At 64.2% G+C, this 26,434-nt stretch carries 31 protein-coding genes; 30 read left to right on the forward strand and 1 reads right to left on the reverse strand.

Translation table 11 applies throughout. The features are described 5' to 3' along the window. Positions 1-20: 20 nt before the first annotated feature. The gene (locus GAU_RS11495; RefSeq protein ID WP_012683721.1) at positions 21-1,646 is read right to left on the reverse strand and encodes a mechanosensitive ion channel family protein; all 1,626 of its coding nucleotides are present in this window, start codon (positions 1,644-1,646) and stop codon (positions 21-23) included. A 243-nt stretch (positions 1,647-1,889) separates the two neighbouring features. On the opposite strand from GAU_RS11495, the gene GAU_RS22250 reads away from it, so the two are divergent. The 30 genes from GAU_RS22250 to GAU_RS11650 all read left to right on the forward strand — a co-directional run bounded on the left by GAU_RS22250 (position 1,890) and on the right by GAU_RS11650 (position 26,433). Then, on the forward strand, positions 1,890-2,060 hold the full coding sequence (locus GAU_RS22250) for a hypothetical protein (RefSeq protein WP_012683722.1): 171 nt from the start codon (positions 1,890-1,892) through the stop codon (positions 2,058-2,060). A 273-nt stretch (positions 2,061-2,333) separates the two neighbouring features. Next, complete coding sequence (locus GAU_RS11505; RefSeq protein WP_041265477.1) at positions 2,334-2,741, forward strand: hypothetical protein; 408 nt, start codon at positions 2,334-2,336, stop codon at positions 2,739-2,741. Continuing rightward, a complete protein-coding gene (locus tag GAU_RS11510; RefSeq protein ID WP_012683724.1) occupies positions 2,741-4,507 on the forward strand; it encodes a DEAD/DEAH box helicase in 1,767 nt (588 codons plus the stop codon). Before GAU_RS11505 ends, GAU_RS11510 begins: the two co-directional genes overlap by 1 nt. 656 nt (positions 4,508-5,163) lie before the next feature. Then, the gene (locus GAU_RS22460; RefSeq protein WP_012683725.1) at positions 5,164-5,700 is read left to right on the forward strand and encodes a hypothetical protein; all 537 of its coding nucleotides are present in this window, start codon (positions 5,164-5,166) and stop codon (positions 5,698-5,700) included. Next, the gene (locus tag GAU_RS11525; protein ID WP_012683726.1) at positions 5,697-6,275 is read left to right on the forward strand and encodes a hypothetical protein; all 579 of its coding nucleotides are present in this window, start codon (positions 5,697-5,699) and stop codon (positions 6,273-6,275) included. The genes GAU_RS22460 and GAU_RS11525 overlap by 4 nt, the downstream gene beginning before the upstream one ends. Continuing rightward, positions 6,272-6,772 carry a hypothetical protein gene (locus GAU_RS11530; RefSeq protein WP_012683727.1) on the forward strand — a complete coding sequence of 167 codons (501 nt, stop codon included), beginning with the start codon at positions 6,272-6,274 and terminating at the stop codon, positions 6,770-6,772. Before GAU_RS11525 ends, GAU_RS11530 begins: the two co-directional genes overlap by 4 nt. Then, positions 6,769-7,542: a hypothetical protein gene (locus tag GAU_RS11535; protein ID WP_012683728.1), complete on the forward strand. Its 774-nt coding sequence runs from the start codon at positions 6,769-6,771 to the stop codon at positions 7,540-7,542. Before GAU_RS11530 ends, GAU_RS11535 begins: the two co-directional genes overlap by 4 nt. Then, positions 7,539-8,474: a hypothetical protein gene (locus GAU_RS22625; protein ID WP_012683729.1), complete on the forward strand. Its 936-nt coding sequence runs from the start codon at positions 7,539-7,541 to the stop codon at positions 8,472-8,474. Before GAU_RS11535 ends, GAU_RS22625 begins: the two co-directional genes overlap by 4 nt. Further along, positions 8,464-8,829, forward strand: a complete 366-nt coding sequence (locus GAU_RS11545) for a hypothetical protein (protein ID WP_012683730.1) — start codon at positions 8,464-8,466, stop codon at positions 8,827-8,829. Before GAU_RS22625 ends, GAU_RS11545 begins: the two co-directional genes overlap by 11 nt. After that, complete coding sequence (locus GAU_RS11550) at positions 8,819-9,046, forward strand: hypothetical protein (RefSeq protein WP_012683731.1); 228 nt, start codon at positions 8,819-8,821, stop codon at positions 9,044-9,046. Before GAU_RS11545 ends, GAU_RS11550 begins: the two co-directional genes overlap by 11 nt. After that, a complete protein-coding gene (locus GAU_RS11555; protein WP_041265481.1) occupies positions 9,043-9,297 on the forward strand; it encodes a hypothetical protein in 255 nt (84 codons plus the stop codon). The genes GAU_RS11550 and GAU_RS11555 overlap by 4 nt, the downstream gene beginning before the upstream one ends. A gap of 40 nt (positions 9,298-9,337) precedes the next feature. Then, positions 9,338-9,658 (forward strand): hypothetical protein, encoded by a 321-nt coding sequence (locus tag GAU_RS11560; RefSeq protein WP_156798961.1) that lies wholly within the window; start codon positions 9,338-9,340, stop codon positions 9,656-9,658. A gap of 2 nt (positions 9,659-9,660) precedes the next feature. After that, the gene (locus tag GAU_RS11565) at positions 9,661-9,918 is read left to right on the forward strand and encodes a hypothetical protein (protein ID WP_012683298.1); all 258 of its coding nucleotides are present in this window, start codon (positions 9,661-9,663) and stop codon (positions 9,916-9,918) included. After that, the gene (locus GAU_RS22465; protein ID WP_169307645.1) at positions 9,915-10,274 is read left to right on the forward strand and encodes a hypothetical protein; all 360 of its coding nucleotides are present in this window, start codon (positions 9,915-9,917) and stop codon (positions 10,272-10,274) included. The genes GAU_RS11565 and GAU_RS22465 overlap by 4 nt, the downstream gene beginning before the upstream one ends. Beyond that, positions 10,258-10,710, forward strand: a complete 453-nt coding sequence (locus GAU_RS11575) for a hypothetical protein (protein WP_156798999.1) — start codon at positions 10,258-10,260, stop codon at positions 10,708-10,710. The genes GAU_RS22465 and GAU_RS11575 overlap by 17 nt, the downstream gene beginning before the upstream one ends. Continuing rightward, positions 10,707-10,943: a hypothetical protein gene (locus tag GAU_RS11580; RefSeq protein ID WP_012683735.1), complete on the forward strand. Its 237-nt coding sequence runs from the start codon at positions 10,707-10,709 to the stop codon at positions 10,941-10,943. Before GAU_RS11575 ends, GAU_RS11580 begins: the two co-directional genes overlap by 4 nt. Continuing rightward, positions 10,943-11,065, forward strand: coding sequence for a hypothetical protein (locus tag GAU_RS22815; RefSeq protein ID WP_269446048.1), 123 nt, complete (start codon positions 10,943-10,945; stop codon positions 11,063-11,065). The genes GAU_RS11580 and GAU_RS22815 overlap by 1 nt, the downstream gene beginning before the upstream one ends. A gap of 437 nt (positions 11,066-11,502) precedes the next feature. Further along, positions 11,503-11,979, forward strand: a complete 477-nt coding sequence (locus tag GAU_RS22470) for a hypothetical protein (RefSeq protein ID WP_169307669.1) — start codon at positions 11,503-11,505, stop codon at positions 11,977-11,979. Then, entirely contained in the window at positions 11,979-14,030 is a 2,052-nt protein-coding gene (locus GAU_RS11590; RefSeq protein WP_012683738.1) for a phage terminase large subunit family protein, read from the forward strand. The genes GAU_RS22470 and GAU_RS11590 overlap by 1 nt, the downstream gene beginning before the upstream one ends. After that, positions 14,030-14,407: a hypothetical protein gene (locus GAU_RS11595; RefSeq protein ID WP_012683739.1), complete on the forward strand. Its 378-nt coding sequence runs from the start codon at positions 14,030-14,032 to the stop codon at positions 14,405-14,407. The genes GAU_RS11590 and GAU_RS11595 overlap by 1 nt, the downstream gene beginning before the upstream one ends. 273 nt (positions 14,408-14,680) lie before the next feature. Beyond that, a complete protein-coding gene (locus tag GAU_RS11600; RefSeq protein WP_012683740.1) occupies positions 14,681-14,902 on the forward strand; it encodes a hypothetical protein in 222 nt (73 codons plus the stop codon). Continuing rightward, a complete protein-coding gene (locus GAU_RS11605) occupies positions 14,902-16,728 on the forward strand; it encodes a phage portal protein (protein WP_012683741.1) in 1,827 nt (608 codons plus the stop codon). The genes GAU_RS11600 and GAU_RS11605 overlap by 1 nt, the downstream gene beginning before the upstream one ends. Next, positions 16,715-18,223, forward strand: coding sequence for a S49 family peptidase (locus GAU_RS20920; protein WP_012683742.1), 1,509 nt, complete (start codon positions 16,715-16,717; stop codon positions 18,221-18,223). The genes GAU_RS11605 and GAU_RS20920 overlap by 14 nt, the downstream gene beginning before the upstream one ends. 52 nt (positions 18,224-18,275) lie before the next feature. Continuing rightward, positions 18,276-18,929 carry a head decoration protein gene (locus GAU_RS20925; protein WP_012683743.1) on the forward strand — a complete coding sequence of 218 codons (654 nt, stop codon included), beginning with the start codon at positions 18,276-18,278 and terminating at the stop codon, positions 18,927-18,929. Positions 18,930-18,958: 29 nt separating this feature from the next. Next, entirely contained in the window at positions 18,959-20,161 is a 1,203-nt protein-coding gene (locus GAU_RS11625; protein WP_041265483.1) for a major capsid protein, read from the forward strand. A 3-nt stretch (positions 20,162-20,164) separates the two neighbouring features. Beyond that, complete coding sequence (locus GAU_RS11630; protein ID WP_156799000.1) at positions 20,165-20,476, forward strand: head-tail joining protein; 312 nt, start codon at positions 20,165-20,167, stop codon at positions 20,474-20,476. Next, complete coding sequence (locus tag GAU_RS11635) at positions 20,473-21,009, forward strand: hypothetical protein (protein WP_012683746.1); 537 nt, start codon at positions 20,473-20,475, stop codon at positions 21,007-21,009. The genes GAU_RS11630 and GAU_RS11635 overlap by 4 nt, the downstream gene beginning before the upstream one ends. A 12-nt stretch (positions 21,010-21,021) precedes the next feature. Then, a complete protein-coding gene (locus GAU_RS11640; protein WP_012683747.1) occupies positions 21,022-21,759 on the forward strand; it encodes a hypothetical protein in 738 nt (245 codons plus the stop codon). A gap of 214 nt (positions 21,760-21,973) precedes the next feature. Further along, positions 21,974-22,627: a hypothetical protein gene (locus GAU_RS11645; RefSeq protein WP_169307670.1), complete on the forward strand. Its 654-nt coding sequence runs from the start codon at positions 21,974-21,976 to the stop codon at positions 22,625-22,627. Then, on the forward strand, positions 22,624-26,433 hold the full coding sequence (locus GAU_RS11650; RefSeq protein ID WP_012683749.1) for a hypothetical protein: 3,810 nt from the start codon (positions 22,624-22,626) through the stop codon (positions 26,431-26,433). Before GAU_RS11645 ends, GAU_RS11650 begins: the two co-directional genes overlap by 4 nt. The last annotated feature ends 1 nt before the right edge of the window (position 26,434 follow it).

Below are 26,434 nucleotides of genomic sequence, written 5' to 3' on the forward strand. Positions count from 1 at the left end.
GTGCCAACATCACCACGGCATCATTCCACGACATGGGGTGGAAATCCCGGGCCGTGTGTGCCCGGATCCTGTTGCACGTGATAGATGGTGCGCGATGGATAGGCGAACGCCGAACCATGGTCCTCGAGGATGCGCAAGAATTCGAGGAACAGGTCGTGTCGGATGCGCAGGAATTCGTTGTAGTCAGTGGTGACGAACCAGGCGACCACATTGAGCCGGATGGCCGACTCGGTGAAGGCCGTGATATTCGCGCGCACGACATCGGGCCACACCTTCGGATGGGCGCGCAGCAGGGCCTCGACTTCGTCGCGGATGCGCACCAGATCCTCACGACTTGTTTCGTACGTCAAGTCGAGATCGGTGCGCAGCAGCATGCGGTCGCGCTCTCCGAACGTTTCGATGCGATCATCGGCCAGTTTGCCGTTGGGCACGCGCACCACGGTGCGGTCCATCGTTCGGATGCTGGTCGACCGCAAGCCAATGCGTTCCACCGAACCTTCGGTGGTACCGGTCTTCACCCAATCGCCAACACGCAAGACTTTGTCGGCCGCGAGACTCACACTGCCGAAGAGATGCTCCACCGTTTTCTGCGCGGCCAATGCCACGGCAATACCGCCGATACCAAGGCCGGCCAGCAGCGTACCGACGGGATAGCCGAACTGCGCGAGCGCCACCAGCAACGCCACCACCGACAGCGCCACACGCAGGAAGTTGCCCAGCAGCGGCACCAACGTACGAGCCTGAGCGCCCTGCCCGGTTTCCCAGGCGGCATTCTCGAGCCGCGACTGCACGATGCGAATGATCTGGAGAATGGCCCAGAACAGCGCGATCAGTACCATCCCGCGCGTGAACGCACTGAGGAAGGCTGCAACGCGGGCATTCAGCGTGAGCACCGACAGCAATGGCTCTGCCACCACGGCCGCCGCCCAAAGGCGGAACGGGCCACGCAGGTGCTGCAGCAGTTGTTCATCCCAGGTGGTCACCGTGCGCGCCGTGACCCGCACCAGCACCTGCCGCAGCAGCGCGCCAAGCATCCAGGCCGCGAGCACCAGGATGGGCAAGGCAATGCCGATGCCGATCCACTGCCACCAGTACACGTTGAGCGGACCTTCCCGCAGCAACGAGGCCGGCACCCGCTCCCGTACCCAGGGAGCCCCAAGGCCGTCGAACCAGGCGTCGATATTGGCCACCGTGGCCGACGAAAACACCCATCTGGTGGGCACGCCCGCAGTCCGCACTAGGCGGATCACTTCTTCGTGTCCGTTGGCGGCGAGAATCACGCCCACACGGTCGCCGTTCAGATCCCCGTCCGTGGTGTCACCCACGACGAGGGGCGAGAGACTGTTCACATCGAGCGCGAGCCGTTGATCGAGCACCGACTTGAGACGGCGCGCGAGCACCGGTCCCCGGGCTTCCTGCGCGGCAGGCACGGCCAGATAATCCGCAGCGCCAGGCCAGTCCCCGGCATTCGCCAGGCGGAGGAAATCACGCATCGCCGCCCGCGGTGACGCGGAGGACTCAGCGGGCGAGGAATCGGCGGGCGACGCTTTCTTCGGGAGGCCGAGCTGTGCGGCGGCCGGAAGTGCAATCGCGGCAAGGAGTGCCGTGAGGACCCACGGCGTCCAGCGAAACAATGGCGTGCGCATGCGAAGAAGATAGCCGCTCGACCGTGACCGGGGTGGGGATCGAACCCACGACCTACGGATTAAAAGTTCAGTAGTCGGGTGCCAGCGGGGGCGTTCTCAGAGGGGAGCCCGGGTTTGGCGGCTGGCCGCGTCGTTGGGCCTCTCCTCTGAAGGGCGGCCCCGCCGGAACGCCCAGGTGTCAGTTTCGCGTCATGGGAATGCGCCGACGCAGGGGCTGGTAGCGCGCCTCCGGGGAGGGTCAGCATGACCCCCAGACCCCTCACCCGTGATGTGTTTGTGCAGCGTCCACCGCTGCCCCGCAAGCGCCAGGTGGCATGGGGCTGCGTGGGCGCGATCTGCGCCACCGTGCTGGGCTGGGTCGGGGTGATCTTCGCGGTGTTCGCGTTGGTGGGCACACTGAAGGAGTGGCCGTGAAGAAGGGTCACGTCCTGCTCCACCAGCATGCGCGCGCCTGTCCGGATGGCCCGCGCTCGATGATGTCCGAAGCGCACCGGGCTTGCTGCGCCAATGGGCGGCAGTGCCGAACGCCGAGCAAAACGGGACACTCGCCGCGCGCGGTGTTCTACGCCCGTACGCCAGATCGCGCGTTCTATCTCTGCGAGGCGTGCGCGATGGTATTTGCGCATATCCACCAACTGCCCTTCGAGGTGTGCGATGCACCGGAGGTGCGTCGTGGCTAGGCGGCGGATGACTCATGCGGAGGCGGCGGCCCTGACGTTTCAGTTTGCGGCCATCCGATCGATGCTAAGCGGGATCCAGTTCCTGTACAGCGACGAGCGGGAGCTGCAGTCGGCCATCGTGACGGTGCTGCAGGAAGCGGGTGAGCCGGTCGCCACCGAAGTGCGCCATGGCCTGCAGGGTCTGCACCGATTCGACATCGTCGTGCGGGAGCGGATCGTGCTGGAGTGCAAGGTCGGCGGCGCACTGAGCGATGCGCTCCGGCAGATCGATCGGTATCTCTCGCTCGATATCGTCGATGGGTTGTTGCTGTGCGGGCCGCAGGTGTGGAAGGCCGCGCCATCGGCATGCGAAGAGCTCGCGCGGCGTCACGGGAAGCCGGTTGCCTTCATCCCCGTGACGCGAGCGGCCTTCTGATGCCCACACATGGCGCGATCCGCTACAGCGGCGATCGGAACATGTTCGTGGTGGCCTGCACACCCATGGTGCGCGCGCGCCTCCGGCGATGCTTCCCCCGGATCAGCATGAATGCGGCGCATGCCGTGGCGCTCAAAGCCACCGACGAGGTGTGCCGGGATCTCCTGTGGTTCATGGAGCGATTCCCCCTCGAGGCAGATGCGCATGCGGCTGAACGGCTGCAAGGCGGTGCGGTGCGCCATGTCGATCGGGAGGCGGCGGTAGCGGCCTTGATCGATCAGCGACAGCCGATGCTCCCGTTCGATCTCGCCCTGCCACCGCGCGATTACCAACGCCAGGCAGCGCAGTTGTTGCTCACGAGTCGCAACCTGCTGCTGGCTGACGACGTGGGCCTCGGCAAGACCTGTAGCGCCATCTGCGCCATGCCTACACCGGAAGCCCTGCCGGCTCTGGTCGTGTGCCCGACCCATCTGCCACGCCAATGGGCCGCTGAGATCGCGCTGTTCGCCCCTCAGCTCTCCGTGCACATCGTCACCAAGGGCAGCCCCTATCCCATCAAATGGCAGATGCGGGGCGGCGTGAAAGAGCGTGCGACCAGCATGCCCGATGTGCTGGTGATCAACTACCACAAACTCCGCGGCTGGGCGGAGCAGTTGGCTGGCGTGGTGCGGTACGTCGTGTTCGATGAGGCCCAGCAGTTGCGTGGCGACGGGACGTCCATCTGGTCGGCCGCGAGGCACGTCGCAGAGCGCGCGACGCTCCGGCTCGGCCTCTCCGCGACCCCGATCTACAACTACGGGATCGAATTCCATTCGGTCTACGAAGTGCTCGCGCCCGAAGCGTTGGGGACACGCGATGAATTCAGTCGAGAGTGGTGCGGCGGGAACTTCGGCGAGAAAGCGCGGGTGCACGATCCCAACGTGTTCGGCAATTACCTCCGCGGACAGGGGTTGATGCTGCGCAGGACGCGCGCCGAGGTGGGCCGTGAGCTGCCGCCGCTGACGAAAGTCGTGCACGAGGTCGACGCCGACAGCCAGACGATCGACGCGGCACGGAAGAGCGCTGTCGAGTTGGCGCGCATCGTCCTGCAGGCGACCGAGGCGTTCCGGGGCCAGAAGATGCAGGCGGCGGGTGAGCTCGATGCCCTGATGCGCCAGGCCACCGGAGTGGCCAAGGCGCCATTCGTGGCGGCGTTTGTGCGCCTGCTGCTGGAGAGCGAGCCGCGCGTCGTGTTGTTCGGCTGGCATCATGCCGTGTACGGCATCTGGCGGGAGGCGCTGCGGGAGTATCGACCGGTGATGTACACGGGCGCCGAGAGTCCCACGCAGCGCGATGCCGCCTTGGCCCGATTCAAAGATCCGAGCGACGAGGGGTCGCGCGTCCTGATCATGTCGCTGCGTTCCGGAGCAGGCGTCGACGGCCTGCAGCACGCTTGCCGCACCGTCGTGTTCGGGGAGCTCGACTGGTCCCCTGGTGTGCATGAGCAGTGTGCCGGCCGCGTGCATCGCGACGCCCAGGGCGAACCCGTCACCGCCTACTACATGTGCGCGGACGACGGCGCAGATCCCATCATGATCGAAGTGCTCGGGGTGAAACGCTCACAGCTCGAACCAGTGCGCAATCCCAACATGCCGCTGGTGGAGCGCTTGGAGACGGGCGTGGACAACATCCGTCGGTTGGCCGTAGCGGCGCTTGCGCGCGCCGGTGAGGTGTCAGCGCCGGTTCCCGCTGCACCGTCGCTCTTTGAGGCTGAGGTGACCGTATGAAGGCCATCAGCAGCGAGGAGCTTAGCTACCAGTACATCCCCTGGTACGTCCGCGACTATCTCGAAGATGTGGAGTGTGACGTGCTGTCGGCGGCGGCCGAGGGGTGCCGTCTGCGCCTCGTGCTACGCCAGTGGCTGCAAGGGTCGATCCCTGCCAACCCCGCGGTCCTCCGTAAGCTCACCAAAGCCACCGAGGCCGAGTGGGTCACGGTGTGGCCGGAGATCGAGCACCACTTCCCTGTGATCGAGGACGGGGCTGCGCGCCGCAATCCGAAGTTTCACGCGCTGCGGCTCGATCGTGAGGTGTTCCTGGAAGGGAAGCGGCAATTGGGTGCCAAGGGCGGCAAGGCCCGGGCCGCGAAGTACGGTAGGGGTCAGCAAGACCTCCAGCACAGCCATAGCGACGGTCAAGCAGGTGCCATACCAGACGGCACGGCGAACGCTCAAGCGCACGGCATAGCGCCAGCTATACCAGATGGTAGAGCGAACGCTAAAGCGCCAGCTATAGCACCCGGTACAGCAGACGCTCAAGCACACGGTGAAGCGTCTGCCATAGCGAATGGTGTAGCGACACCAGTAGCGGAGCTCAAGCACGGTCCAAGCCTAGAGTTGTTAGCTGTTGCTGTAGCTATACCCCCATCTCCCACACCTGACGGTGTGGGAGCTTCCCCCACGCCACCGGTACGGCTGGTGCAGGATGCTGATCGGGAAAGCCCCGCCGATCGGGCCGCAGCCTACAACACCAGTCTCGACGAGGCCGTGCGTCGGTTGCCGGCAGGACCACTGCGCGCGGCCGTGCGGCGCTTGCTCGATGAAGCGCGGATCGCACCGGCGAAGTGGGAAGGGTGGGCCGATCGCATCCTCGGCTGGGAACAAGGGCTCGGCACATCGCGCATGCGGGAAGTGCCACGGGAGGCCATCGTGCTCGGACTCGAGGAGCTGCTGCTGTCGAATCAGCCCGGCCAGTTCATCACGCCGCAGATCGCGCTGATCTTCGCCGAGAAGGCACGGGCCCGCATGAGCGAGGGTGAGGGTCCGTCAGGGGCCGGACGTGGCGCTCACCCCCCACGCACGTCAGGACCGACCGCCAAAGAGAGCCAGCTACGCGACGCTATCGAGTACGCTCGGAACGGTGACGAGGCTGCGCGCGCCTGGTGCACGGAAAACGCCGTCGATTGGGAGGTAGCGTCGTGACCATCCACTTCCCGTTGTACAACACCACGCAACAAGCGCTCGGCAAGTTCCGGCGCTACCTGCCGGCGGGGGCGCTGCCGCCGCGCGAGACGCCGGAGCTGGAGAAGGAGGAAGTCGAGGAGTGGGCCAGTGCGCTCCTCGGCGTGACGTTGGAGGCCATCACTGATGCCGTGAGTCGGTGGCTGCGCGATGAGGAGATGATCGAGCGCGGCCGCACGCGTGTCCCCACGATCGCTACGTTTGCGCGATACGCCAGGCAGGTCGATCGGGACCACCACCGACCACCGCTGGCGATGGTGGTAGATCGTCCATCGCTGCAGGACTGCGCGTCGCGCATCGAACAGCTGCAGCTCCGTGCGGAGCAAGTGCTCGGCCGGGAACACGGTGGTCGCGTGTGGGGCATCCTGCTCGACTTTGCGCGCACGAGCGAAGAACGCGAGCAGATCCGGAATGGAGTGATCGCCTTCGATCGTTTCGACGAGGCCGTCGCGATGGCAAAGCAGCAGGTAGCGGCGGAGCAAGACGCGGCGGAACGTCAGGCCAAAATGCTGCGCGCGCTCGGAGGTGCGGCGTGAGGGCCGTGCGAGAGTATCGACGCCCGGATGGTATCGGATCCACGCGCAGTGCCATCACGCTCGATGTGGAGATTGGGCAGGTGGTGTGCGTGACGCTCCCGCTGCCCCCGGGATTCAACGGCATGCTGGATCTCGCGAAGAAGCGCACGCGGCGGACGCGCAACGGCGGATGGATGAAGCGCTCGTTGCCCGTGGTGTACGATCAGCACCTCGAACGCTATGAGATCGAGATGTTGGCCACTCTGCATCAAGCTGGTGTCCGACCACCAGCCATCCCCTGGGACGCCTGGGCCCTGCCCCGCGCTCACTTCCGACTCGACGCACACCGGGACCGCATCGAGATGCTGGGTGGGCTCAAGTGGCCCGTCGATGCGTTGGTGCGCCAGGGGTACTTCAAGGACGACTCACACAACGTGCTCGTCGAGATCTGCGTGCCGACATGGGAGGTCAATCCTGCGCGATCGGGCGTGGATGTCTATCTGGAGCGCCGCGCATGATCAGCATTCATCTCGATGTGAAGCGCGCGGTCAAGGACATCGACAACGTGCTGAAGCAGCAGCTCTATGCCACCGAGAAGGCGATCAATGAGACGCAGTTCCGTCGACGCGAACGGATGCAGCATCGCGTAACGTCGACGCTGAACATTCGCCAGGCGGCGGCACGCCGCGATCTCCCGAAGGCCGTGCGCTACGATCGCGAGGACCGCGCCAGCCGAAAGGCGAATCGCTTCACCGGTCAGATCCGGATCGTCGGTGGTAGTGTGCGACCAGAGACAGAGCTGTACAAGCGATATGGCGGCATCATCCTGCGCCACGATGAAGGTGGACAGTTCTCGTCCAACGCGCTGTATCGCACACAGAATCGCCAGTTCACGGCGGGCGGCTTTGTCATCCCTGCCCCGGGCCTGCGCAGTGCGGCGAGGGGCATGCCGCGCAGCCTCTACCCCGCGCAGATCGGCTTGTCGTCGCGATCCATCAAGTACGAAGACAGCGATGATCCGCAGCGGCAATACAAGGGTGGCAAGAAGAAACGCGGCCGCGGATTCAGGAAGAACACGCGCTTCTACTTCGTGAAAGAGAACGTCGGAATCTTCGTGCGCACCCAAGTGGGCAAGGAATCCGAGTATGACGCGGTATGGTTTTTCCGCCGACAGATCAACATCCGCGGCCGCCTCGAACTGGAGAAGACCTATCAGTACGGGCTCGCCCAAGAGTACCGCAACCGCTATGGGACCGAGTTCGAAAAGGCCATGAGGAGCGCAAAGTGAGCATCGAAGAAGTGCTGTCGTCTGTCGGGCTGGTCCACTTCGCTGCGACAGATCAAGAGAAATCCCTCGCTGCGCGAGTGGTCACCGCCGAGCAGCGCGTGGCGGCGGTGGAGCGCGAGCATCAGGCGTTGCGTCGTCGGATCATGGACACAGTGCCGAAGGGACCACGCTGCCGGGACTGCGCCGACTGCAATGGCACATGCCAAAACGATGGCAAGACTCCATGCGATCCCGTGGAGCTCGCGTTCAGTCGCTTTGCTGCACTCGAAGCCAGGAGTGATCAACAGGCGGCGGTGGAGCGCACTATCGCCGCACTGCGCGAGCTTGATCAGCCAGTGTTCGTCGCCGCTTCGAAGGCCGCGTTTGAAGCCAGCACTGGCAAGGATGCGAGCACGGCCAACATGGATGAAGTAGACCAGTACGTCGAAGTCGCAGCAGCCGTGATCACAGCCGCCCTCGCCGCCGCCGCGCCGGCAGCTACTAGTTCGAAAGTTGAGGCCAACGCTTCGAACTCTTCGAACAGTTCCGTTGAGTCAGCCCCGTTTCAGGGCCGAGTGATGCCGTGGCTGCTGGCATGCTTCGGCGCAGAGATCGCGTCGGACAAGCTGGAGCGCAGCGATCGCTTCATCGAGGAGGCGCTCGAACTGGTGCAGGCAGGTGGCTTTGCGAAGGATCGCGTCCTGGCGCTGGTCGACTACGTGTTCAGCCGGCCTCAAGGCGCGATCAATCAGGAAGTGGGCGGCGTGATGGTGACGCTGGCTGCGTACTGCCTTGCTCACGGTACCGACATGCACGCAGCGGGCGAGACAGAGCTCGCTCGGGTTTGGACCAAGATCGAGAAGATTCGCGCCAAGCAAGCGGCGAAGCCGAGGGGATCTGCGCTGCCGGTAGCGACCACCCCCACCCCGGGAGGGGCGCGCGATGGCGAGTGAGCTGACGCGAGACCAGAAGAGTCTCATCCTGTACGTCGAGACGCGCTGTGTTGACCACGACGGCCTTCTCCGTGGCGAACAGATGAACCAGGAAGATCGCGAGAACCTGAAGGTCTTTCAGGAGTCCGGTCATCTCACCTACGGGCGCGTGCCTGCCATGATGCTGTCGAAGCTGAGTGGCCAGACCCATTGGGCAACACTGACCGATGCCGGCTTTGCGCTGGCACATGCTCTTCGCAAGGAGCGTGCGTCCCGGATCATCGGAGGGCACCGCAAGGAGATCGACGAGTGGGTAGCGGAACGCCGTGAACGAGCCACCGCGCCGGGCGCGCCGGAGGTGGTCGATGGCGAGTGAGCGCGACTGGGTTGGTCGCTTCGTCGCCAGCGTGCACACCACCGCACGCGCGATGCAAGAGGACTACCGCAACGGGCGGTATGCGTCGCCCGAGGCGTACCAAGACGACATCGACGCATCAGAGGCGTATTTCGTCGCGCGCCTCATTGGCTCGCTCGACGTCCTGCAATCACTCAATGCACAGCCCACCGCGCCGGGCGCGCCGGAGGCCCTATGAAGAAGCGCCAGGTCGATCACAACTTGGAGGCCGAACACGCTCACGCGGACCTCAACGTGTGCGGCGCCATCTCGTCCATCTGCGAGCGGTCGAACTTCACGACGAAGAGCGGAAAGCGAATCGCGGAAAGAATCAACAAGCTCTGCTGGGAAGAGATCCACCGACAGGTACGCGCCATGGACCTGCATCGCGAGAAAGCTGGACGCCGTTACGGGCGTAGGCCGGGCGCGCCGGAGGTGGGGAATGGGTAAGCGCTTACCTAGGGAGTCCACGCCGTTGTCTGTGGAGTCCGTGCCGCTATCTGGGGAGTCAGCTCCCTATACAAGCGCGCAGGTCGCCCTCCTGCTGCGCTGCGCGCAGGCTGCTGCGATTGCACACGAGCTGTACCAGCACCACCAGGGGGTCGCAGAAGCCGTGGAGATCGGCGACGCGGACTGGACCGACGATGATGTCGCGATTGCGCACGACCGGTACTACCACGCGATGGACGATCTGTCGGTCACGATTGCGGATCTCGCGAGTATCGTGTCCCCCACGCCGGTGGCGTCGGCGATGGATCGTGGGTTGCCGTTACCACGGATCACGCGCGATGAAGCGCCGGAGGTGGGGTGAGCATGGGAACCAAGACGATCCACATGTGCATGGACATCCGTGGCGCACTGCGGTGGGGCAAGAACAAGATGCGCGGAGTGTTCACAAACGAAGACGGCCGCACGCTCACGCCCGACGAAGCGCAATCGTTCCTGTTCGATTGTCTCGCGAAAGGATGGCGCGTCATTCCGCTCACACACGAGCCGTGCGAGGGATTCAGCTATGAGACTGGATGCCCAGGCCATGCCACCACGCGCGCCGGCGCGGGGGAGGGGGAGTGAGCGTCAACACCGTGCCGAGTTCTCCCGGTCAAACCGGGATACTCACCGCGTATATCGATCACTCTGGAGATTGGGCCGTCGGCATTGCCGAAGCTGTGAACCCCTTCGGCTGGGTCACGCGCGTCCGCACGCTCGGGTCAGTCGTGGAGATACCAGACGGGCAACTCCGATACATCGTGCGCCACGAGGATCTGAGTGTCCCTGCCGAGCAGGTGGCTCAAGATGTTGGCCGGTACACGTGGGAGACCGAGGCGCAACTACGTGCGGCGGTGCGCGAGTACGTCGCAGATAGCCCCTGGGTGCGGCTCCGGTACGAACAAGACGCACTGGAGGCGCCCCATGACGGCCGGGAGTGAGGGGGTGTGGGTGGTGCGGGATCCGAGTGGGAAGGTGCTCGGGGTATCGATGTCACCCAGCGGCGCAATCGACGATTGCGTGGACCAACTGCCTCCATTGAGGGGGGACATACTGACGCCACTGCGCCCACTGGACCGGGCTCTGTTGAACGATCCGAATCAGGCATCGTATGAAGCCGACGGCTACACCCTGCGGCGCCTCCCGCTCGCGACGCCGGAGCAAATCCGCGTACTGGAGATGGTCGCGAAGCTCGTGGGAATCGTCGATGCGTTCGATGAAGCTGCGCGTACGCAGCCGTTCAATCGCACGCAGAAGGCGCAGCACATCGAGGCCTACAACCGCGCTGTGGACGATGTCGTTGCAGCGCACCGCCCAACCATCAAGGATTCCTTGACCACTGACGCGGCCCGCGCGGCCGACGAGGTGCGCACATGAGCGCGAAATACTGGGATGACCGCACCGAGTGGACCGATGTCGAATGTCTGGGCGGTCCATGGGATGGCCGATGGCACGTCATGGCGCCGGGAGTGCGCACAGTCCGCGATTCGCAGTGGCGCGGCGACTACTACGAGATCATGCGGTACCGCGCAGGCTACGCCCTCGTGTGGCAGGGCGGCCGTCATCGGTTCGCACACCATATCGCGGCCCGCGCGGCGGGAGAGGTGTGATGCGATACCCCACCCTCGCCCAGTTGCTCGCCAAAGCCGCCAAGCGTGGCATCGGCCTCCGTCTCAGCGCGGCCGATGTGCAGCGGTTGTGGCGGGCGTTGATGCGGAAGGAGAAGCGGTGACGCGACGCCCAGCACTCCTCTGCGCCGGCTGCGGCGTCGTGATCGAACAGCGATGGGGGCGGCAAGCACGATGCGCAGCGTGTGCGAAGGCGCACGATCGCGAGCGGCGCCGCCTGCACATGCGGGAGTATGTCAGACGTCGCGTGGAGCAAGCTCTGGGCGACGATGGCTGGCGCCCGCAACCGTGGATTCACCCGATACGGGTGCGGGCGATCGACGCTCGCACCCGAGACACGCGTCGCACGGACACACGTGGATGAGAATCGTGTCAATCAAGGATCGTGCCACGCCAGGGGGTCGCGGGTCCTTCCGAAGCGATATGCCCATCGGGCGGCCGCAGACCCCTGGGTATTTCTATGTGAACGGCCGCCAGATGTCTCACTTTAGTTTAGTTCGCGGCCGGCATGAGTGATGGGCATACGTTCTCGCAAACGCAGATGGCGGCCATCCTCGGAGTGACCTCGCCCACGATTCGGGCGGCGATCGACGAGGGCGCACCCGGGGTGCATGCGCAGGGCTCGCGCGGAACGAAGGGCAAGATCGACGCGACACAGTTTGTCCCATGGTGGATCGAGCGAGAGCGCAGCCGCGCCCGCGAGAAGGACAAGGGTCAGTCCCAAGCCGCCATCGAGCGCGAACTCGACATCGAGATGAAGCGCGAGAAGCTGCTCAAAGAAAAGCGGGAAGCGCTGCCCCGCGCCGTCATGGTGAACACTCTGCGCGACGTCGCAACGCGATTGAATGTCACCATCACACAAATGCCCGATCGCGAAGCGGACACGATCATCGGGCTACGCGACAGGGAATCGGCCCGGGAGGCACTGCAACTGATCGCCGAGAGCCTGCGCGGGGATCTGCGATCGCCAGAGGCGTGGATGCCGCCGGAGCTCCCCCAGCTCGAGCTCTCCGCCTGATGCTGCTGTCCCTCGAACGTCTGCAGGAAGCCACGATCTCCGCATATCTGGACGTCGCGGCGATCATGGGCGAAGCCTTCGCGCAGCGAGAGCTCCTCGGCCTCGCCAAGTGGGCGGAGACCTACTACCGCCTGCCGCCGGACAGCGCCGTCCAGGGGCTATTCCGGTTTGCCCGCTCGCCGTATCTCCGGGAGCCCGCGCAGATGCTGCAGGATCCGCGCGTGAAGCAGGTGGTGGTGGCCAAGGGGTCGCAGTTGTTCTTCACCACGCTAGCGCAGATTTGGAAGGGTTGGACGATGGATGAAGATCCGGCGTCCATGATCTGCGTCTGGCCCTCTGAAGGGCTGCTGAAGCGCTATGTCATCACGCGCATCAATCCGATGCTCGAGGATGTGATCCCGTTGAGGAAGATCTTCACCCGATCGGGACTCCGTGACTCGGACGACAGCTTCAAGTACAAAGGATTCCCCGGTGGCGGCATATCCTTCGTGACCGGTCGGTCGTCGTCGCAGCTGAAGTCGATGACCGCCCAGCGCATGCACGTTTCGGAGCTCGACGAACTTGAGCCGGACGTGAAGGGCCAAGGTGATCCACTCGATCAGGCACGCCGTGCACTGCGCACGCATCCCCGCGGCAAGGAGTACTTGGAGTGCACTCCCACCATCGCGGGTCGTTCACGCGTGTGGCAGGAACTCAAGCTCTCCTCGTGGCGCGAGCTGCACCTGATGTGTCCCGGTGAGAACTGCAACTATCCGCAGGTGTTGCGGTGGCGGGAAGGCCAAGAAGATGGCGACAACGAGGGGGCCGGTCGCTTCAATTTCGTCTACGAGCTCGACACCGCCGGACGTATCGTGCCGGAGTCTACCCGCTATGTCTGCGTGAAGTGCGGGATGAAGATTGAACACAAGTGGAAGCGCGCCATGGTGACCGAGGGAAACTGGGTTCCACGCTACCCGGACCGCATCGCCTTCCAGGGCTATCATCTCAGTGCCCTCTACTCCCTCGCGGAAGGCTACGACTGGGACGTCTGTGCCCAGATGTGCGTGAATGGGCTCACTGATCCCGCGAAGCAGAAGGTGGCGATCAATACGATCCTCGCCCTGCCCTACGAGGAGAAGGAAGCCAGCGGCAATCCTCGGGGGATGCAAGCCCGCGCCCATGAGTACGGCGTGGAGATCCCCTTCGGGGTCGTGCTCATCACGATCAGCGTCGACGTGCAGATCGATCGCGTGGAGTATCAAGTAATGGGCTTCGGCGCGGGTCTCGAATGGTGGTTGATCGAGTGGGGGCGTCTCGAAGGTGATCCGGGCAAGGGCCGTCCTGGAAGAGCTCCCGTATGGACCGAACTCGAAGATGTACTGAATCGCGACTGGGTTGACGCGGATGGCGTGTGCTACGACCCCAAGGCGATCGCCATCGACGCCGGCTATCTGCAGGAGCATGTGCGGGCGTTTTGCGCACGCTTCACAACGAAGGATGGTGTCCGGCCGATCCACACCATGGGCCGCGCTGGGCGCGCCCGACCCCTGCTCGAGAAGCCGAAGGCAGAGACAACCCGCCGCCGCCGGCGAGCACGCAAGCCGTCGTACATTATCGGCACCGACACGATGAACGACCTGCTCTATGCGCGCTTTCGCATTGAGCAACCGGGCCCCGGCTACCTGCACACGCCCACCGATCGCGACATCGATCAGGCCTGGTATGACCAGATCTACAACGAGAGCCTGCAGGAAGTGGTCGAGCGCGGCTTACGCGTGAAAAAGTGGCTGCCGGTGAATGAGGACGCACCGAACGAAGCCATCGACCTGACCCGCGGATGCTATGCGGCGCTGGTGTCGCTGGGGCAAAAGGTCATGCTGCAGCTCGAGACGATGCGCCCACCGTCGCCTACCGCCGCCGTGAAGCCTCGCGGCGTCGTCAGCAGCACCGAACCCCTGCCCGAAGCCACGATCGAGCCTGAGGAGGTCCCTGTAGCCCCGAAGCGTGCCGCTCGCATTGCACGTCGTCGGCCTCGTGGCCCCTCTGGCATGATCTCCGAGGCCGTCGAGTAGTGGATCCGCTGCCCATCCTGCGTGAAATTCGCACGGATCTCGATGTCACCACCAGCGAGCAGGTGGCATTCTGGGCCGCGCTTGAGCGCCTCGATGTGGTGGAGTGGCGCCGACTGTCGATTACGCAGTTGGAGCGCGAAGTAGAGCGCTTGCAGCACCGCAAAGAGCAACGCATGTCGCGATCAACGATCGCACGGGCTTTCAATGGTCTGGTTTCAAAGGGCTACATCCTCCACCAAGAAGACGCAGGCGCCGATTGCTACCGAATCCCGGCGTCCCGCCGTCGCGAGGACCGCCAGGAGGTGCCATCACCGCACGGTCAACGTCGATCGATTCGGCGCACCCGCGGCGGACTGTTGAGCGAAGCGATTGAGTGATCGCGCAACTCTTTCGTCATCTCGTGTCACGTGAAACGAGGTGACGAAACTACTTTCGTCAGCTCAAACAGTGCTGTTTGTGAAAATTGGTGTCCCACAAATGAACATGACGAAAGAGTTTGCCAATTGGCATGCGTTTTCAGAGGAGAAATGCCCTCCATTTCACGACTCTTTCGTCATCTCACTTTATTGATGCAAAGGTGTCCCATTCGTGGGACAGCAAAATTGCGAAACACATGGCGGAAGTGACTTGCGCTGCTGATACATGCGCACATGACGCGTGCGCAGAAGATCACCGAGGTCGAGCAGTCGCTTGCTGAAGTGAAGGTCGCCATCAGTCGCATCGTGACTGGCGGACAGGCCTATGGTGCGGAAAACCGGACCATGCAGCGCGCTGATTTGAAAGTGTTGCAGGATCGTCAGACCGCGCTCGAAGGCGAGCTGGCACGGCTGCAGCGCAAGCATCGCATCTCCACGTACGGAGTGGCACTCTGATGGCGCGCCGAAATGCGATGCGCTATGTGGCCGCCCAACGACGTCTACGTGCTCTGAACGCGGATGGTGCGGTGCCAACGCGTTCCGCCATGGTGTCGGGTCCGGTGCGTCGCAGTCGTGGCGCCTATGAATCTGCACGCCGCGATGTCCGCGAATTCAAGCTGTGGGACCCCACGCTTGGCTCGGCCGCGACCGATACCCTGCCCGATCTGCCCACGTTGCGCGCTCGCGCCTACGACGCTGATCGGAATCAGCCGCTTGCCGCAGGCATCACCGAGACCAACCTCGATCACGTCATCGGGACTGGGCTCTATCCGGTGCCGACACCGGATCGCGAGCTACTCGACATCACCGAAGATCAGGCACGGACCTTTGTTCGGCAGGTACGTCGCCTGTGGCGCATGGTGAACGACACCACGCGTCTCCACTACAGCGATCGCCTCACGGGACTGCAAATGCAGTGGGGCATGCTGCGATCGGCGATCGCCGGTGGTGACACCTTCGCGGTGCGTCGGTTTCGTGAGCGGCCTGGGGATCTGTTGGGCCTCAAGCTGCAGTGGCTCGAAGCGCCTCGCGTGTCCAATCCCAATGGTGGATGGGATAGCGAGTGGCTGCAAGACGGCCTCGTGTTCGACGAGGAGCGCCGCAACTCCCATATCTGGGTTGGGTCGCAGCATCCCGGCGAGCGCCTGTTCTATGCTCCGACGACGTGGGAACAGTTGCCGGTGTACGGGCCCGACACAGGCGACCGACAGATCCTGCACATCCTCGAACAGCGGCGCTTCGATCAGCCCCGTGGCGTGCCGCTGCTTGCGACGGTGCTGCGCAATCTGCGCCAGTCGGACGAAGGGATCGCGAATGAGTTGACGGCGTCGCTGGTACAGTCGCTGTTCACCGTATTCGTCAAGACGCAGCTGGGCGACGAGTTCGATGACCAGGAGATCATCCAGTCGCTCGGCAACGGCGATGGTCGACATTACGGCCCGCCGCCCGATAAGCAGGAGCTTCGCCTTGGGCGCGGCGCAGTGGCGCGATTGGAGCCTGGTGAAGACATCACGCTCGCCGGCACCAATCGCCCGAACATCAACCTGACCGCGTTCCTCGGTGAGGTATTGGCGCACACCGGCGCCGGCGTCGGCATGCCGCCAGAGCTCATCCTCAAGCGGTTCCAGACGAGCTACACCGCTGCACAAGCGGCGATGCAGGAGGCCTATCGTGCCTTCGATCGGCGTCAGACGTGGGCTGTTGAAACGGGCGTTGGTCCGATCTACGAGATGTTCGTCGACGAGTGCGTGCTGCGCGGTTACGTCGACGCGCCGGGCTTCCACGACGATCCGCTCATGCGAGCCGCGTGGCTACGCGTGGAGTTCCGTGGCCCGTCCAAGACGCAGCTCGATGAGCTAAAGGCCGTTCTAGCGGCGGAGCGTCGCGTAGCGGCTGGCTTCTCGACGATTGAACACGAGACAACGGCTCTCACCGGGTTGGATGCAGACCAGGTCCACGAAGTCCGCGTGCGCGAGACGCAGCGGCGCGTCACCGATGGGTTGGAAGTTCCCGCCACAGCCACTGCTCTGCCGAACAAGCCCACCCGGCCGCGTGACATGATGCGTCCCGACGACACTGGCCGTGAGGATGACGAGGGGGGTTCGGACGACGATCGCGAGGCGGTCCCAGAGCGTGAACGCACCGACGGACGGCTCGCACGCCGCCGACCGCGCATAGCCGCTAGCCGCACCGCCAAGCCGAAGCCTCGCGCCAAGCGCTCCCTCGCGGATGCGGCGATTGATCACCTCATCCAGGGGACGTTGCTCGATGCCACGCGATGAAGCACAGCGCAGTGCCAGCGCGCCACGGTCTCCCCGTGCGGCACGATTCCCAGACACGATCCGAAATGCGGTGCTGTCGACTCCGTGGGCCATCTCGGAAGCGGGATTGCAGCGGCTGTTGGCTGTCGTGTCGCGCATCGAGCCCACGGCGCTCGAGCAGCTCGCCGGCACGCCACTTCCCAACACGCGTCTGGTCACGATGCGGGATGGAATCGCTTCTATCCCGGTGACCGGCGTCCTCACGCGCCGGGCCAGCTGGTTCGATGCTGTGTGTGGGGCGGTCGACTACACCACGCTCGCGCTGGAGCTGCGCTCTGCGCTCGACGATCACCGAGTCGAGGCGGTGGTGCTGCAGTTCGATTCCCCTGGCGGTGAAGTCTCCGGCTGCTCCGAACTCGGAGAGCAGATACGTGCTGCGCGAGAACGGAAGCCGGTCTACGCCTACGTCGGCGGCGACTGCTGCAGCGCGGCGTATTGGCTCGCGGCGCAGTGCACGGAGATCCATGTCAACAACACCGCATTGACGGGGAACCTCGGTGTGCGAATGACGGCACACGATGTATCGCGCCGCCTGAAGCGTGAAGGCATCGACGTTATCACGATCGTGTCAAGTACTACTCCGGCAAAACCACACGATCCGACCACCGACGAAGCGAAGGCCCGATGCCAGAAGATCGTTGACGACCTGGCGGCTGTGTTTCACGCCCAGGTGGCCCTCGGTCGCAGCGTCGAGGAATCGCAGATCTACGAGCAGTACGGCCGTGGCGCCGTGTTTGTCGGCGTCGACGCCGTTTCCCACGGTCTGGCCGATGCGGTCACGACCTACGAGGCCTTGCTGGCCTCACTGACCGCTGCAGATCGCAGCGACTCTCTGGAGGTGACCATGCCCGTTGCAAAGAAGACCGCTCCGAAGGCCAAGCCCAAGGCGGCGGCGAAGCGTTTCACCACGGCGGCGCCGAAGTCCACGCCCGCGAGCACCACAGCAGACGAGGAGAAGGACGAGGACGACGAGGACCTCAATGCAGCCGAGGATGGCGCAGGCGATACGGACGACGAGGAGAAGGACGAAGAGCTCGACGCGGCCGACGACGGCGCCGAGGAAGACGATGACGAGGACAAGAAGAAGCCCGAGAGTACCAAGGCGAAGGCGCACGCGGCCGGTGTGAAGGCCGAGAATGCCCGCGTGATGGCCATCGTCGGTGCCTACGGTGAGCGCTTTGGCATCGAGGCGCTGCAGCCGTTGCTGGCTGATCCGTCATGCACCAAGGAGCAGGCCGCCATGCAGTTGCTCGAAGGGGGCGATCGACGCCGCATGACACGCCTCAAGGCGCTGCGCGGCGACGACGCCAGCCTCCAGAACGCACCGAAGGTGAGCGGCAATGCCGCACCCGCCGGCATGAAGGCGGGCGCGGGCCGCCTGCTCAGCACCTACGCGAAGGTGAACCCGCAGTCCGTGCCTGCCGCGCTCCGCGGCAGCACATCCGCGACGCGCTGAGGCGACGCAATCCAGGCGCCGCATCAGTGGCGCCACAACTCAGGAGGTGATCATGTCGTCGTTGGCGCACTACACACAGCATCCGCCCTACGTGCCGAGCGCGTTTCTGCTCTCAGGGGATGCGTTGAACGGCAAGTTCGTACTCATGGCGGGCTCGCTGAAAGCGGGCGCGGTATTGGGTCGAGTGCTCGGTACGGCCACGCCGGCCGCCAATGCGGGCAACACCGTGGGCAGCGGCACCATTGGTGCTGTGACTCTGGGCGCTGGCGTGAAGGCCGGCGTCTACAAACTCACCTGCATCGAACCGGCATCGAATGCGGGAGTCTTCGAGCTCGAGGGTCCGGACGGCATCGTCGTGTCCAGCAAGGTGACGGTCGCTGTCGCGTATGCCGGGCCACTCGGCTTCACCATCTCCGACGCCACTGACTTCGTCGCGGGCGACGGCTTCACGATCACCGTGGCTCTCGCAGGTGATGATGCCAACCAGGTGAAGCTGTCAGCGACAGCGGCCACCGACGGGAGTCACTTGCCGCAGGTGGTCCTCATGCACGACGCCGATGCCACGGCGGCCCCGGTGGAAGTGCTGGCCTACACCCGAGGCGACTTCGCGAGTTCGGCCCTCTCGTACGGCGCGGGGCACTCCCTCGCCACGGTCCGCGAGCCGCTGCGGCTGCGGGACATCCACATCATCCCGACCGCGTCGTAAGCGCGGCGTTCACGGAGACTCCACACACCATGCGTACCAAGTACTTCGGCGCCTTCGCGCTCTTCCTGTTGGCCGCGCTCTGCTCGATGGCGTGGCTGATGACCGCCACGGGCGGTGCGCCCCCGACACAGGTCACAGCTCTGCCGAGTGGCAGTCCGGATCTGGTCCCGTTCCTCGGCGGCGTCGCGTTGATGGGCACTCTCAACGTCATGTACGACACGGCCGAGCTCTCGCAGACGATCAATAGTTTGATCTCGCTGCAGAACGGGCTGCACAAGATGTTCTTCAGCAACGTGAAGACCCACAAAACGGAAACGGTGGTCTTCGACGTCAAGACAAAGCGCCGTGTGACCGCTCGTTATGTGCATCCGCGTTCGCCGGGAAAGCCGCGCCAGCTCACGGGATTCCGCACCGACTCGTTTCAGCCGGCGTACATCAAGGAGCTCACCGCGTTCGATCCGGATCGCGCCTTCAAGCGCATGGCCGGTGAATCGCTGATGGGCACCATGTCTCCCCAGGAGCGCGTCGACGCCGCGATCGTCGAGGAGCTCACCGAGCACCGCGACGTCATCGATCGCACGCTCGAACGCCAGGCGGTGGAAGGCCTGCGTGATGCCAAGGTCATCATCTCGGGCGAGGACTACCCGACCGTCGAAGTTGACTTCGGTCGCGACGAAGACCTGAGCAAGGCCGAGAACACCCTTACGGGGGGTGATCGTTGGGGGCAGACCGCCACCGCCGACCCGCTCAAGACGCTGCGCGGTCGCAGTCGCAAGCTGGTCCAGTTGTCGGGATCGGCGGGTCGCCACGTGGTGCTGGAATCGGCGGGCTATGACGCGTTCCGTTCGATTCCGCGGATCGACGACATCTTCGATACGAAGGACATCAAGGTCGGTGACCTCAACTTCAACGAGGCGCAGACGGAAGGCCTGATTTATCGCGGTAAGGCCGATGGGTTCTTCTTCTACACGTATGACGCGTGGTTCGAAGATGAGAACGGTGAAGACCAGCCCGCGCTGGCCGAAGGCGAGGCGCTGATGCTCGGTGCGGTGGAAGGCACGACGCACTACGGCGCCATCAAGGATTTCGAGGCGCAGTTCGAGCCCATGCCGATCTTCACGAAGATGAAGACGGAGTGGAACCCGTCGAGCCTGCAGGTACTCTCGCAGTCCTCGCCGCTGGTCGTTCCGGTGCGCACCAACGCGACCTGCGCCATGCAGGTCCTCGGCTGATCCGTGCCGTCCCCGTACGCGCCCGACGACGCAGACACCGTCTTAGACGATTTCGCGAAGGCGGTGGTCTGCAGCGCCGCGCCCCATGTCACGCGGGCGCTCTTCGACGACGCCGTCGTCGAAGGCGACGTCGGCGGCCGTGCCATCACGAGCAAGCAGGAAGTGCTCAAGGTGAAGCGCGGCGCGTTCGCCGGCGTGGCGTGGAAGGGGAGCACGGTGGCCGTGCCCGCCGAGTCCCTCACCTACCGCATCGAGCGTGAGCTCGAGCGGCCGTCCTCGTTGTTCGACTACTACGCCATTCAACCGCTGCGATGATCACGCCTGAACTGCCGTTCTGGATCACTCAGGTCCTCGCGCACGCCGAGACGGGCATCAATATCCTGATCCCGCTGGTACCGCGTGCAGTTGGGCGTCCTGCTCCGCCGTTGGTGCAGATCTACAACAGCACCGATGACGATCTCGTGGCGTCCGGTGCACCGCCGGTTGCGAGTGCGGACGTGTGGGTGCTACAGGTCGGCATTGGCCTCAATGTCGACGCATTTGGCAATCCGCACACCGACCTGCAGTCGGGCCCACGCATCGCGCCGCTCGTGCTGCAGTTGCAGGGCATCACCGTGCAGGGCAACTCCGCGACTACGCTTGCCTCCGCGTGCCGCATCATGCGCGCCGCCGAACGCTGCATCCGCAATGCGTTTCGTGCGATGGGTATGGGCGTGCTGCTCCTCGACGGGCAGCAGATCGATATGCCCATGGAAATGCAACTGATCGTCGCAGAGCCCGAAGCCGGCGCGGGGCAGTTCGACGTCATCCTCAACATTCCGTTCGAATACACCGATAGCTGGGTCTAACCCGAGGTTTCTATGCGCTCCATTGCTGACGACGCGGAGATCCTGAGTCGGCTGATCTCCATTCAGAAGTTGGTAAAACCCCTGACCACGCCACTCACCACGCTGGTGACGGCGGACGGAGATATCGACGATCCGTCGCTCGCCTTCGCCAAGGCTGGCTTTTCGGCAAGCAAGTACATCCAGGTGGGCGAAGGCCTGCGCCAGTGCGTGTATCAGATCGATTCGATTCCGGCCGATGCGGCGCCCATTCCGCTCAAGGTGCCGCTGTTGTTCGCGCATGCCGAAGACGAAGTGGTGTCGCTGCTCAACGACATCAATCTCGGCTACATCGAAGAAGGCTCGGCCACCGAATCCGGATCCTCGTCAACCGCTTCGGTGGGTGCCGCGAATGCCAACGGCAAGATCTGGCAGAGTGCTCCCGAGATGGGCGACATGGGCATCAGTTGGGGCCAGCGCGCCTATTCGCTGGAGAACGTCCTCTCGCAGTACGGCATTGACGAGAGTCACGTCCGTGGCGATGGCACGGCAGGTGATCCGTACCGCGCTCTCGTGCATCCCGACAACATCGGCACACAGCGTGACTATGCGTACCTGTTGACGGGGCTGTACAAGAACAACAAGGTCTGCAATCTGCTCCTGCTGAATCCCGTGCCGACGATCACGGTCAATTCGGCATTCGGTGCGAAGAACAATCCGGCCGTCGTGACGGTCGGCTGCATGTACACCCACAAGGCCCTCTGGGTCGAGTAAGGTGTCCAATCGCGCCAGGCGGCAGCACTCACTCTCCGGGCTTCGGGATCGCTGCACGAAGCTCCGGCGAGTGTTGTGTGCAGTCTCTGCGCCTCTGGCAACAGAGGAAGAGGCGGCCGCCGCATTCCCCGGTGGGGCAAACAACCCCCTGACCGGTCACGACGCGTGGATCGAATGCTATGCGCAGCTCACGGCGTTCGGTGAGCGCCGCACAATGCGGGAAGCTGGCCGTGAACAGGCACGCGAGCGTATCGCCGAAGTGGTGGCGCGATCCTCAGCGCGGCAGCCCCGGCCGGTCGCGCTCTCGATCGGAGACGACTACCTCGTACATCCCAAGGCCCCGTATGCGCTCGCCTGGCTCGATACCATCGACCGGATCGCCGCGCCATTGGCATCACATGCATTGAGCCTCGTGTCGCTGTTGGAGTCGACCGATGCAGATGATGTCGCAGCCAGTCGCTGGGCACCGCTGGTTCACAGCAAAGCCATGCGCACCTGGGCGTGGATCCTGTTGAGCGAGGGGGCAGAGCTACCGTTCGGTGACTCTGGCGCGATCGAGCCACCGGAGTGGACGCAGTCCCTGCTCTGGCCCGACTTCATCGCGATCTACATCGAGCATCGGACGCTGCATGCCGATGATGTGATGGCCATGATGGCCGCGACACAGAGCGAACCCGGTGAGGAGCGCTCCCGCCTCGGTATGGGCGGTTTCTACGCTGGCATGGCGCTGGAAATTAAGATCGACGCAGCCCACCTGATTCGTCGCTGGTCGTTCCCGCAATCGGTGGCCGCCAACTTCACCGCGCATGAACAGCAGCGCATCGGTGAAGCCAATGCGAAGCGCAAGGCGCAGCGAGGGGATCGGTGAGTACGAAAGTCACCGAAATGGTCGCCACGCTCACCGGCGACGTGGACAATGCGGTTGCAGAACTGAAGCGTGTGCGTTCAGAGCTCGAAGCGCTGGGCCCTGCCGCGCAGCAGTCGACGCAGAAAGGCGGCCGTGGTGTCGGTGAGCTGGAGAAGTACACGGAGAAGGCCGCCAAGGGCGTTGCAGCACTCACCCAGGCGTTCTACGCCATGGAGGCACAGGGATCGGCAAAGGTCCTCGCCCTAGGCGGCGCAATCAGCAACTTCGCCGACATCCTCGGTCCGCAGGGGAAGGTGGTTTCAGGGATCGCGATCGTCATCACATCCTTCGCGGCGCTCTTCCTTCAGGCCCAAGAGCGGAGTCGTGAGGCGGCCGAGAGCATCATCGGTGACATTCGGCGCATGGCAAGCGCTGGAGATGTTGCCGGACTCGCGAAGCGTCAACAGAGCCTGTTTAGCGGCAATGAGCTGTACGATGATCCCAACGAGGGCAAGAACGAATCTCTCAAGGCCCGTGCTGATGCAATCCGACGCGGTGGTCTTCTGGTCGTCCGAAAGGAGATCGCAGAGCTGGAAGCGGTACTGAAGAAGCTGCCGCCTGCTCTCGACGCGGGTGGTGCGGCGATGGAGGCATTCAATCGCCGTCGTGCAGCGGCAGAAGAGAACGCGGGCACGCTCCGCAATGTGGAGCGTGCGCTCTCTCAGGAATACGCGGAAACGACAAAGCGTTTGAACGGCGTTACCGCGGCGGCCGTGAGTCGTGACGCGACCCTCAACAAGCAAGAGGGACTAGAGAAGGCCGCTGCCGCTGCGGAGAAAGCGACGGAAGCCGAAAAGCGCCTAGCAAAGCAGATCGCGGATCTCGCGGATCCAATCGCCCGGGCAGCCGAAGATGTCAGTGACGCCGTCGCCAAGCGTCTCGAGCAATTCCAGAAACAGTCCACCTTTGTGGACGACTTGAAGCGCGACAGCAAAGAGTCCGCCGAGCGGTTAATCGAGGAAGCCACCGCAGCTAGTAAGGGCGCGAAAGCCTACAAGGAATACACCGAGGCCCGTGATCGCGAAGCGGCGGGCAATGCCGCGCAACAGGACGCGATTGCTGCGGCGCAGAAGCTCGGCATCAAGTTGACGACGGAGCAGAAGGCCGAGATCAAAAGCGCCGCCATGCATGCCTTCGACATGCGCCAGCAGATCGATGCGGCGAAAGAAGGCTGGAAGCAGATGGCGTCCGATCCGGTGGCCGTGCAGATGCTGCAGGCGGCCGAGCACGCCGGCACCCTGGCGCTCCACATCGCTGATGTGGCCGCCCAGGCGACGAGCATCGCGACGAGTCTTGGTAAGAGTGGCGAACACATCGCCCGCGTGGCTGGCATCATTGGCCCGCTGATGGGGGGTGTTGGCAGCATCCAGTCGGCCATCGCTGCAGATTCGCCCTTCAACATCGGCGGCAGCGCATTCCTGCGTTCCGTGAAGGGTGACAACGGCGCGGCGTCGCAAGCGAAAGCGATTGCGGGCTCGTTCCAGGTCATCGGTGCCGTCACGCAAGTTGCTGACGCGCTCGATCTGTTCGGGACGCGAGCCAAGCAGCGTGCCGAGGAGATGCGGGAGGCTGCCCGCCAGTTCGGGGCGGCCCTGGAGGACTTCGTGGCGGCGGCCAATCCGCAGACGGGCGCTGCTGAGGCGATCCGTAGTGCGCAGCGCCAGGCGAGGGAGTTGGCCAGCCAGGCGGCTGCTGCCGGCGGGATGAAGCTGAACGTCGACGATCGCTCACTCGACAGCGCGCGCCTGCGCGAATTGCGCGACGAGATCACCGGAGCGATTGCGGCGATTGGCGGGCTATCAGAGAAGGGGCGCAAGCAGCTCGCGACCGTGGCGTCGGGATTCGACGAGCTCGCGCGGTCGTTGGAAGAGGTCGAAGCCGCCGCCCGTGAACAGGTCCGCGAGAACATCAAGGACCTCGGCGTGCGGCGGCTCATTGCGGCCGGCATGCCAGAAGCGGCCGAGCAGCTCCGCACGCAACGGGAGCTTGAGAAGGAACTGCGTGCTGCGCGCAAGGACACCACCGATGTGGGTCGCGAGTACCTTGACGCCTTGGAAGACATCATCGCCGCCGAGACGATGGCCGCCGCAGCGGCGCGTCACCGTGCTGGGGTTATGCAGCGTGTCGAGGACGACAACACGTTCCTTGGTGGCGATGCGAATCAGCGTTTGCAGCGCTCCGTTGGCGCGATGGTACAGCTCTTCGACAAGTCGATCTGGAGTGCGTTCGACGGAGTCGATTTTAGCAGCGAGGAAGGCCTCAGCGCTGCCCGCAAGATCGTGGCGGGTATCTACCAGTCGATGACCGCTGACGGCGTGATCGACGAGCAGGAGCGCCAGGTCCTCGACTTCTTGAAGGGATTTGTGGGCGACATCGACGGCGCGTTGTCATCGTTGCCGGACGTGCTGGATCCGCTTGCTGCCAAGCTCGAACGCTTCAACGATCGCGTGCGGTTGTTCGGGCTATCAGCCGCGGAGCAGTTTGAGCAGCTGCGCACGATCTTTGCGGACGCGCCGTTTGCGAGTGGTTTGGTGGGCGACATCAACACCGGCGCGGGCCGCGAGAATCTCAAGGCCACCATCGAAGCGCAGATCGCAGCGTTGCTGTCCAACGACACGTTGGACGCTGAGCAGCAAGTCTATCTGGATGCGCTCGAGCAATTCCTTGGCGTCATCAATAGCGCGATCGCCGAAGCTGCGGCGCAGGTGGCGGAACAGGCGGCGCAAGCGCGTGCCGATCGGGATGGCCGGCGTGTCTGGGCGGCGAATCGCATCGAGCTGTTTGGTCTGGAGGGCGGCGAGGCACTCGTGGCGCAGATGCAGTCCTTCGGCGCCGTGTTCACCGAGCTGTCCAAGGAATTCGACACCAGCTCCGCGGCAGGCCTTGATGCCGCACGTTCCCATCTGCGTGCCATCTACGATTCGCTCGTGGGCATGACGGACGACGAGGTGATGCAGCGTTTTGGCATGACCCGCGATGAGGTGGTGTCGGCGATTCTCGCCACGAACAATGGCCTTGGTGGCTTGGTCGCCTCGCTGCAGCAAACGGAGGAGGCGGCCCAGGCAGCGGCCCGCGCCACGCAGGACTTCACCGACCAGGTGATAGACGACTACCTGCGGTCGTCGGGGCGGGATCGTGAAGCGGATCTTCGAGCGGCGCAGAAGAAGCGTGATGACGCCTTGGCGCGAGCCGAGGAGCTGCAGTTGTCTGCGGCCATCATCGCGCAAATCAACGATACGTATCGCAACGAAGTCGGGCGTATCGAATCCCGCTATGCCGTAGCGACGCAGGACGTGCAACAGGCCGCTGCGTCCAATGGTGGCGGTAGCGGTGGCAGTGCTAGCGCGGGCCGCCCCTTGAGCGACAGCGAGGCCATTGTACGTCCGAGAACACGCAGCACCACCGTGGTCGGTGACTTCATGACGGCGAGCGAGCTGACAGCGCAGTCCATGGCCGGCCTCCTGTCGGACATCCGGTATAACACCGGTCGCGAAGGGGAGCTGGCGTCGCTATTGCGCGCGCTCGGCCCTGCGCCGTCGCTCGCAGCGCTCTCGTTCCCCGCGTTCCCGACGCGCACGATGGGCTCCAGCGAGGGAGCCGTGATCATCGGCCCGATCACCGTGCATATCGGCGCCCTCAGCCCTGAGGGCAAAACGCCGACGGTGGCCGCTCGGGAATTGGTCGATCTCGTGGTGCGGCAGCTAGGCGAGCGGGCAGTCACCGATGTCAAGTTCCGCGGCTCCGCCAAGTATCGGGGGGTGCGATGAG

The organism is Gemmatimonas aurantiaca T-27, assembly GCF_000010305.1.
Taxonomy (GTDB): Bacteria; Gemmatimonadota; Gemmatimonadetes; order Gemmatimonadales; family Gemmatimonadaceae; genus Gemmatimonas; species Gemmatimonas aurantiaca.

Bases quoted from the DNA above. Each gene is read 5' to 3' on its own strand.
- GAU_RS11555 (WP_041265481.1), top strand. From the start codon at position 9,043: ATGAAGAAGCGCCAGGTCGATCACAACTTGGAGGCCGAACACGCTCAC.
- GAU_RS11605 (WP_012683741.1), top strand. From the start codon at position 14,902: ATGGCGCGCCGAAATGCGATGCGCTATGTGGCCGCCCAACGACGTCTA.
- GAU_RS11545 (WP_012683730.1), top strand. From the start codon at position 8,464: ATGGCGAGTGAGCTGACGCGAGACCAGAAGAGTCTCATCCTGTACGTC.
- GAU_RS11505 (WP_041265477.1), top strand. From the start codon at position 2,334: ATGACTCATGCGGAGGCGGCGGCCCTGACGTTTCAGTTTGCGGCCATC.
- GAU_RS11565 (WP_012683298.1), top strand. From the start codon at position 9,661: ATGGGAACCAAGACGATCCACATGTGCATGGACATCCGTGGCGCACTG.
- GAU_RS11590 (WP_012683738.1), top strand. From the start codon at position 11,979: ATGCTGCTGTCCCTCGAACGTCTGCAGGAAGCCACGATCTCCGCATAT.
- GAU_RS11575 (WP_156798999.1), top strand. From the start codon at position 10,258: ATGACGGCCGGGAGTGAGGGGGTGTGGGTGGTGCGGGATCCGAGTGGG.
- GAU_RS11495 (WP_012683721.1), bottom strand. From the start codon at position 1,646: ATGCGCACGCCATTGTTTCGCTGGACGCCGTGGGTCCTCACGGCACTC.
- GAU_RS11535 (WP_012683728.1), top strand. From the start codon at position 6,769: ATGATCAGCATTCATCTCGATGTGAAGCGCGCGGTCAAGGACATCGAC.
- GAU_RS20925 (WP_012683743.1), top strand. From the start codon at position 18,276: ATGTCGTCGTTGGCGCACTACACACAGCATCCGCCCTACGTGCCGAGC.
- GAU_RS11645 (WP_169307670.1), top strand. From the start codon at position 21,974: ATGCGGGAAGCTGGCCGTGAACAGGCACGCGAGCGTATCGCCGAAGTG.
- GAU_RS11510 (WP_012683724.1), top strand. From the start codon at position 2,741: ATGCCCACACATGGCGCGATCCGCTACAGCGGCGATCGGAACATGTTC.
- GAU_RS11580 (WP_012683735.1), top strand. From the start codon at position 10,707: ATGAGCGCGAAATACTGGGATGACCGCACCGAGTGGACCGATGTCGAA.
- GAU_RS11550 (WP_012683731.1), top strand. From the start codon at position 8,819: ATGGCGAGTGAGCGCGACTGGGTTGGTCGCTTCGTCGCCAGCGTGCAC.
- GAU_RS11640 (WP_012683747.1), top strand. From the start codon at position 21,022: ATGCGCTCCATTGCTGACGACGCGGAGATCCTGAGTCGGCTGATCTCC.
- GAU_RS22470 (WP_169307669.1), top strand. From the start codon at position 11,503: ATGGCGGCCATCCTCGGAGTGACCTCGCCCACGATTCGGGCGGCGATC.
- GAU_RS11635 (WP_012683746.1), top strand. From the start codon at position 20,473: ATGATCACGCCTGAACTGCCGTTCTGGATCACTCAGGTCCTCGCGCAC.
- GAU_RS11600 (WP_012683740.1), top strand. From the start codon at position 14,681: ATGACGCGTGCGCAGAAGATCACCGAGGTCGAGCAGTCGCTTGCTGAA.
- GAU_RS22815 (WP_269446048.1), top strand. From the start codon at position 10,943: ATGCGATACCCCACCCTCGCCCAGTTGCTCGCCAAAGCCGCCAAGCGT.
- GAU_RS20920 (WP_012683742.1), top strand. From the start codon at position 16,715: ATGCCACGCGATGAAGCACAGCGCAGTGCCAGCGCGCCACGGTCTCCC.
- GAU_RS22250 (WP_012683722.1), top strand. From the start codon at position 1,890: ATGACCCCCAGACCCCTCACCCGTGATGTGTTTGTGCAGCGTCCACCG.
- GAU_RS11625 (WP_041265483.1), top strand. From the start codon at position 18,959: ATGCGTACCAAGTACTTCGGCGCCTTCGCGCTCTTCCTGTTGGCCGCG.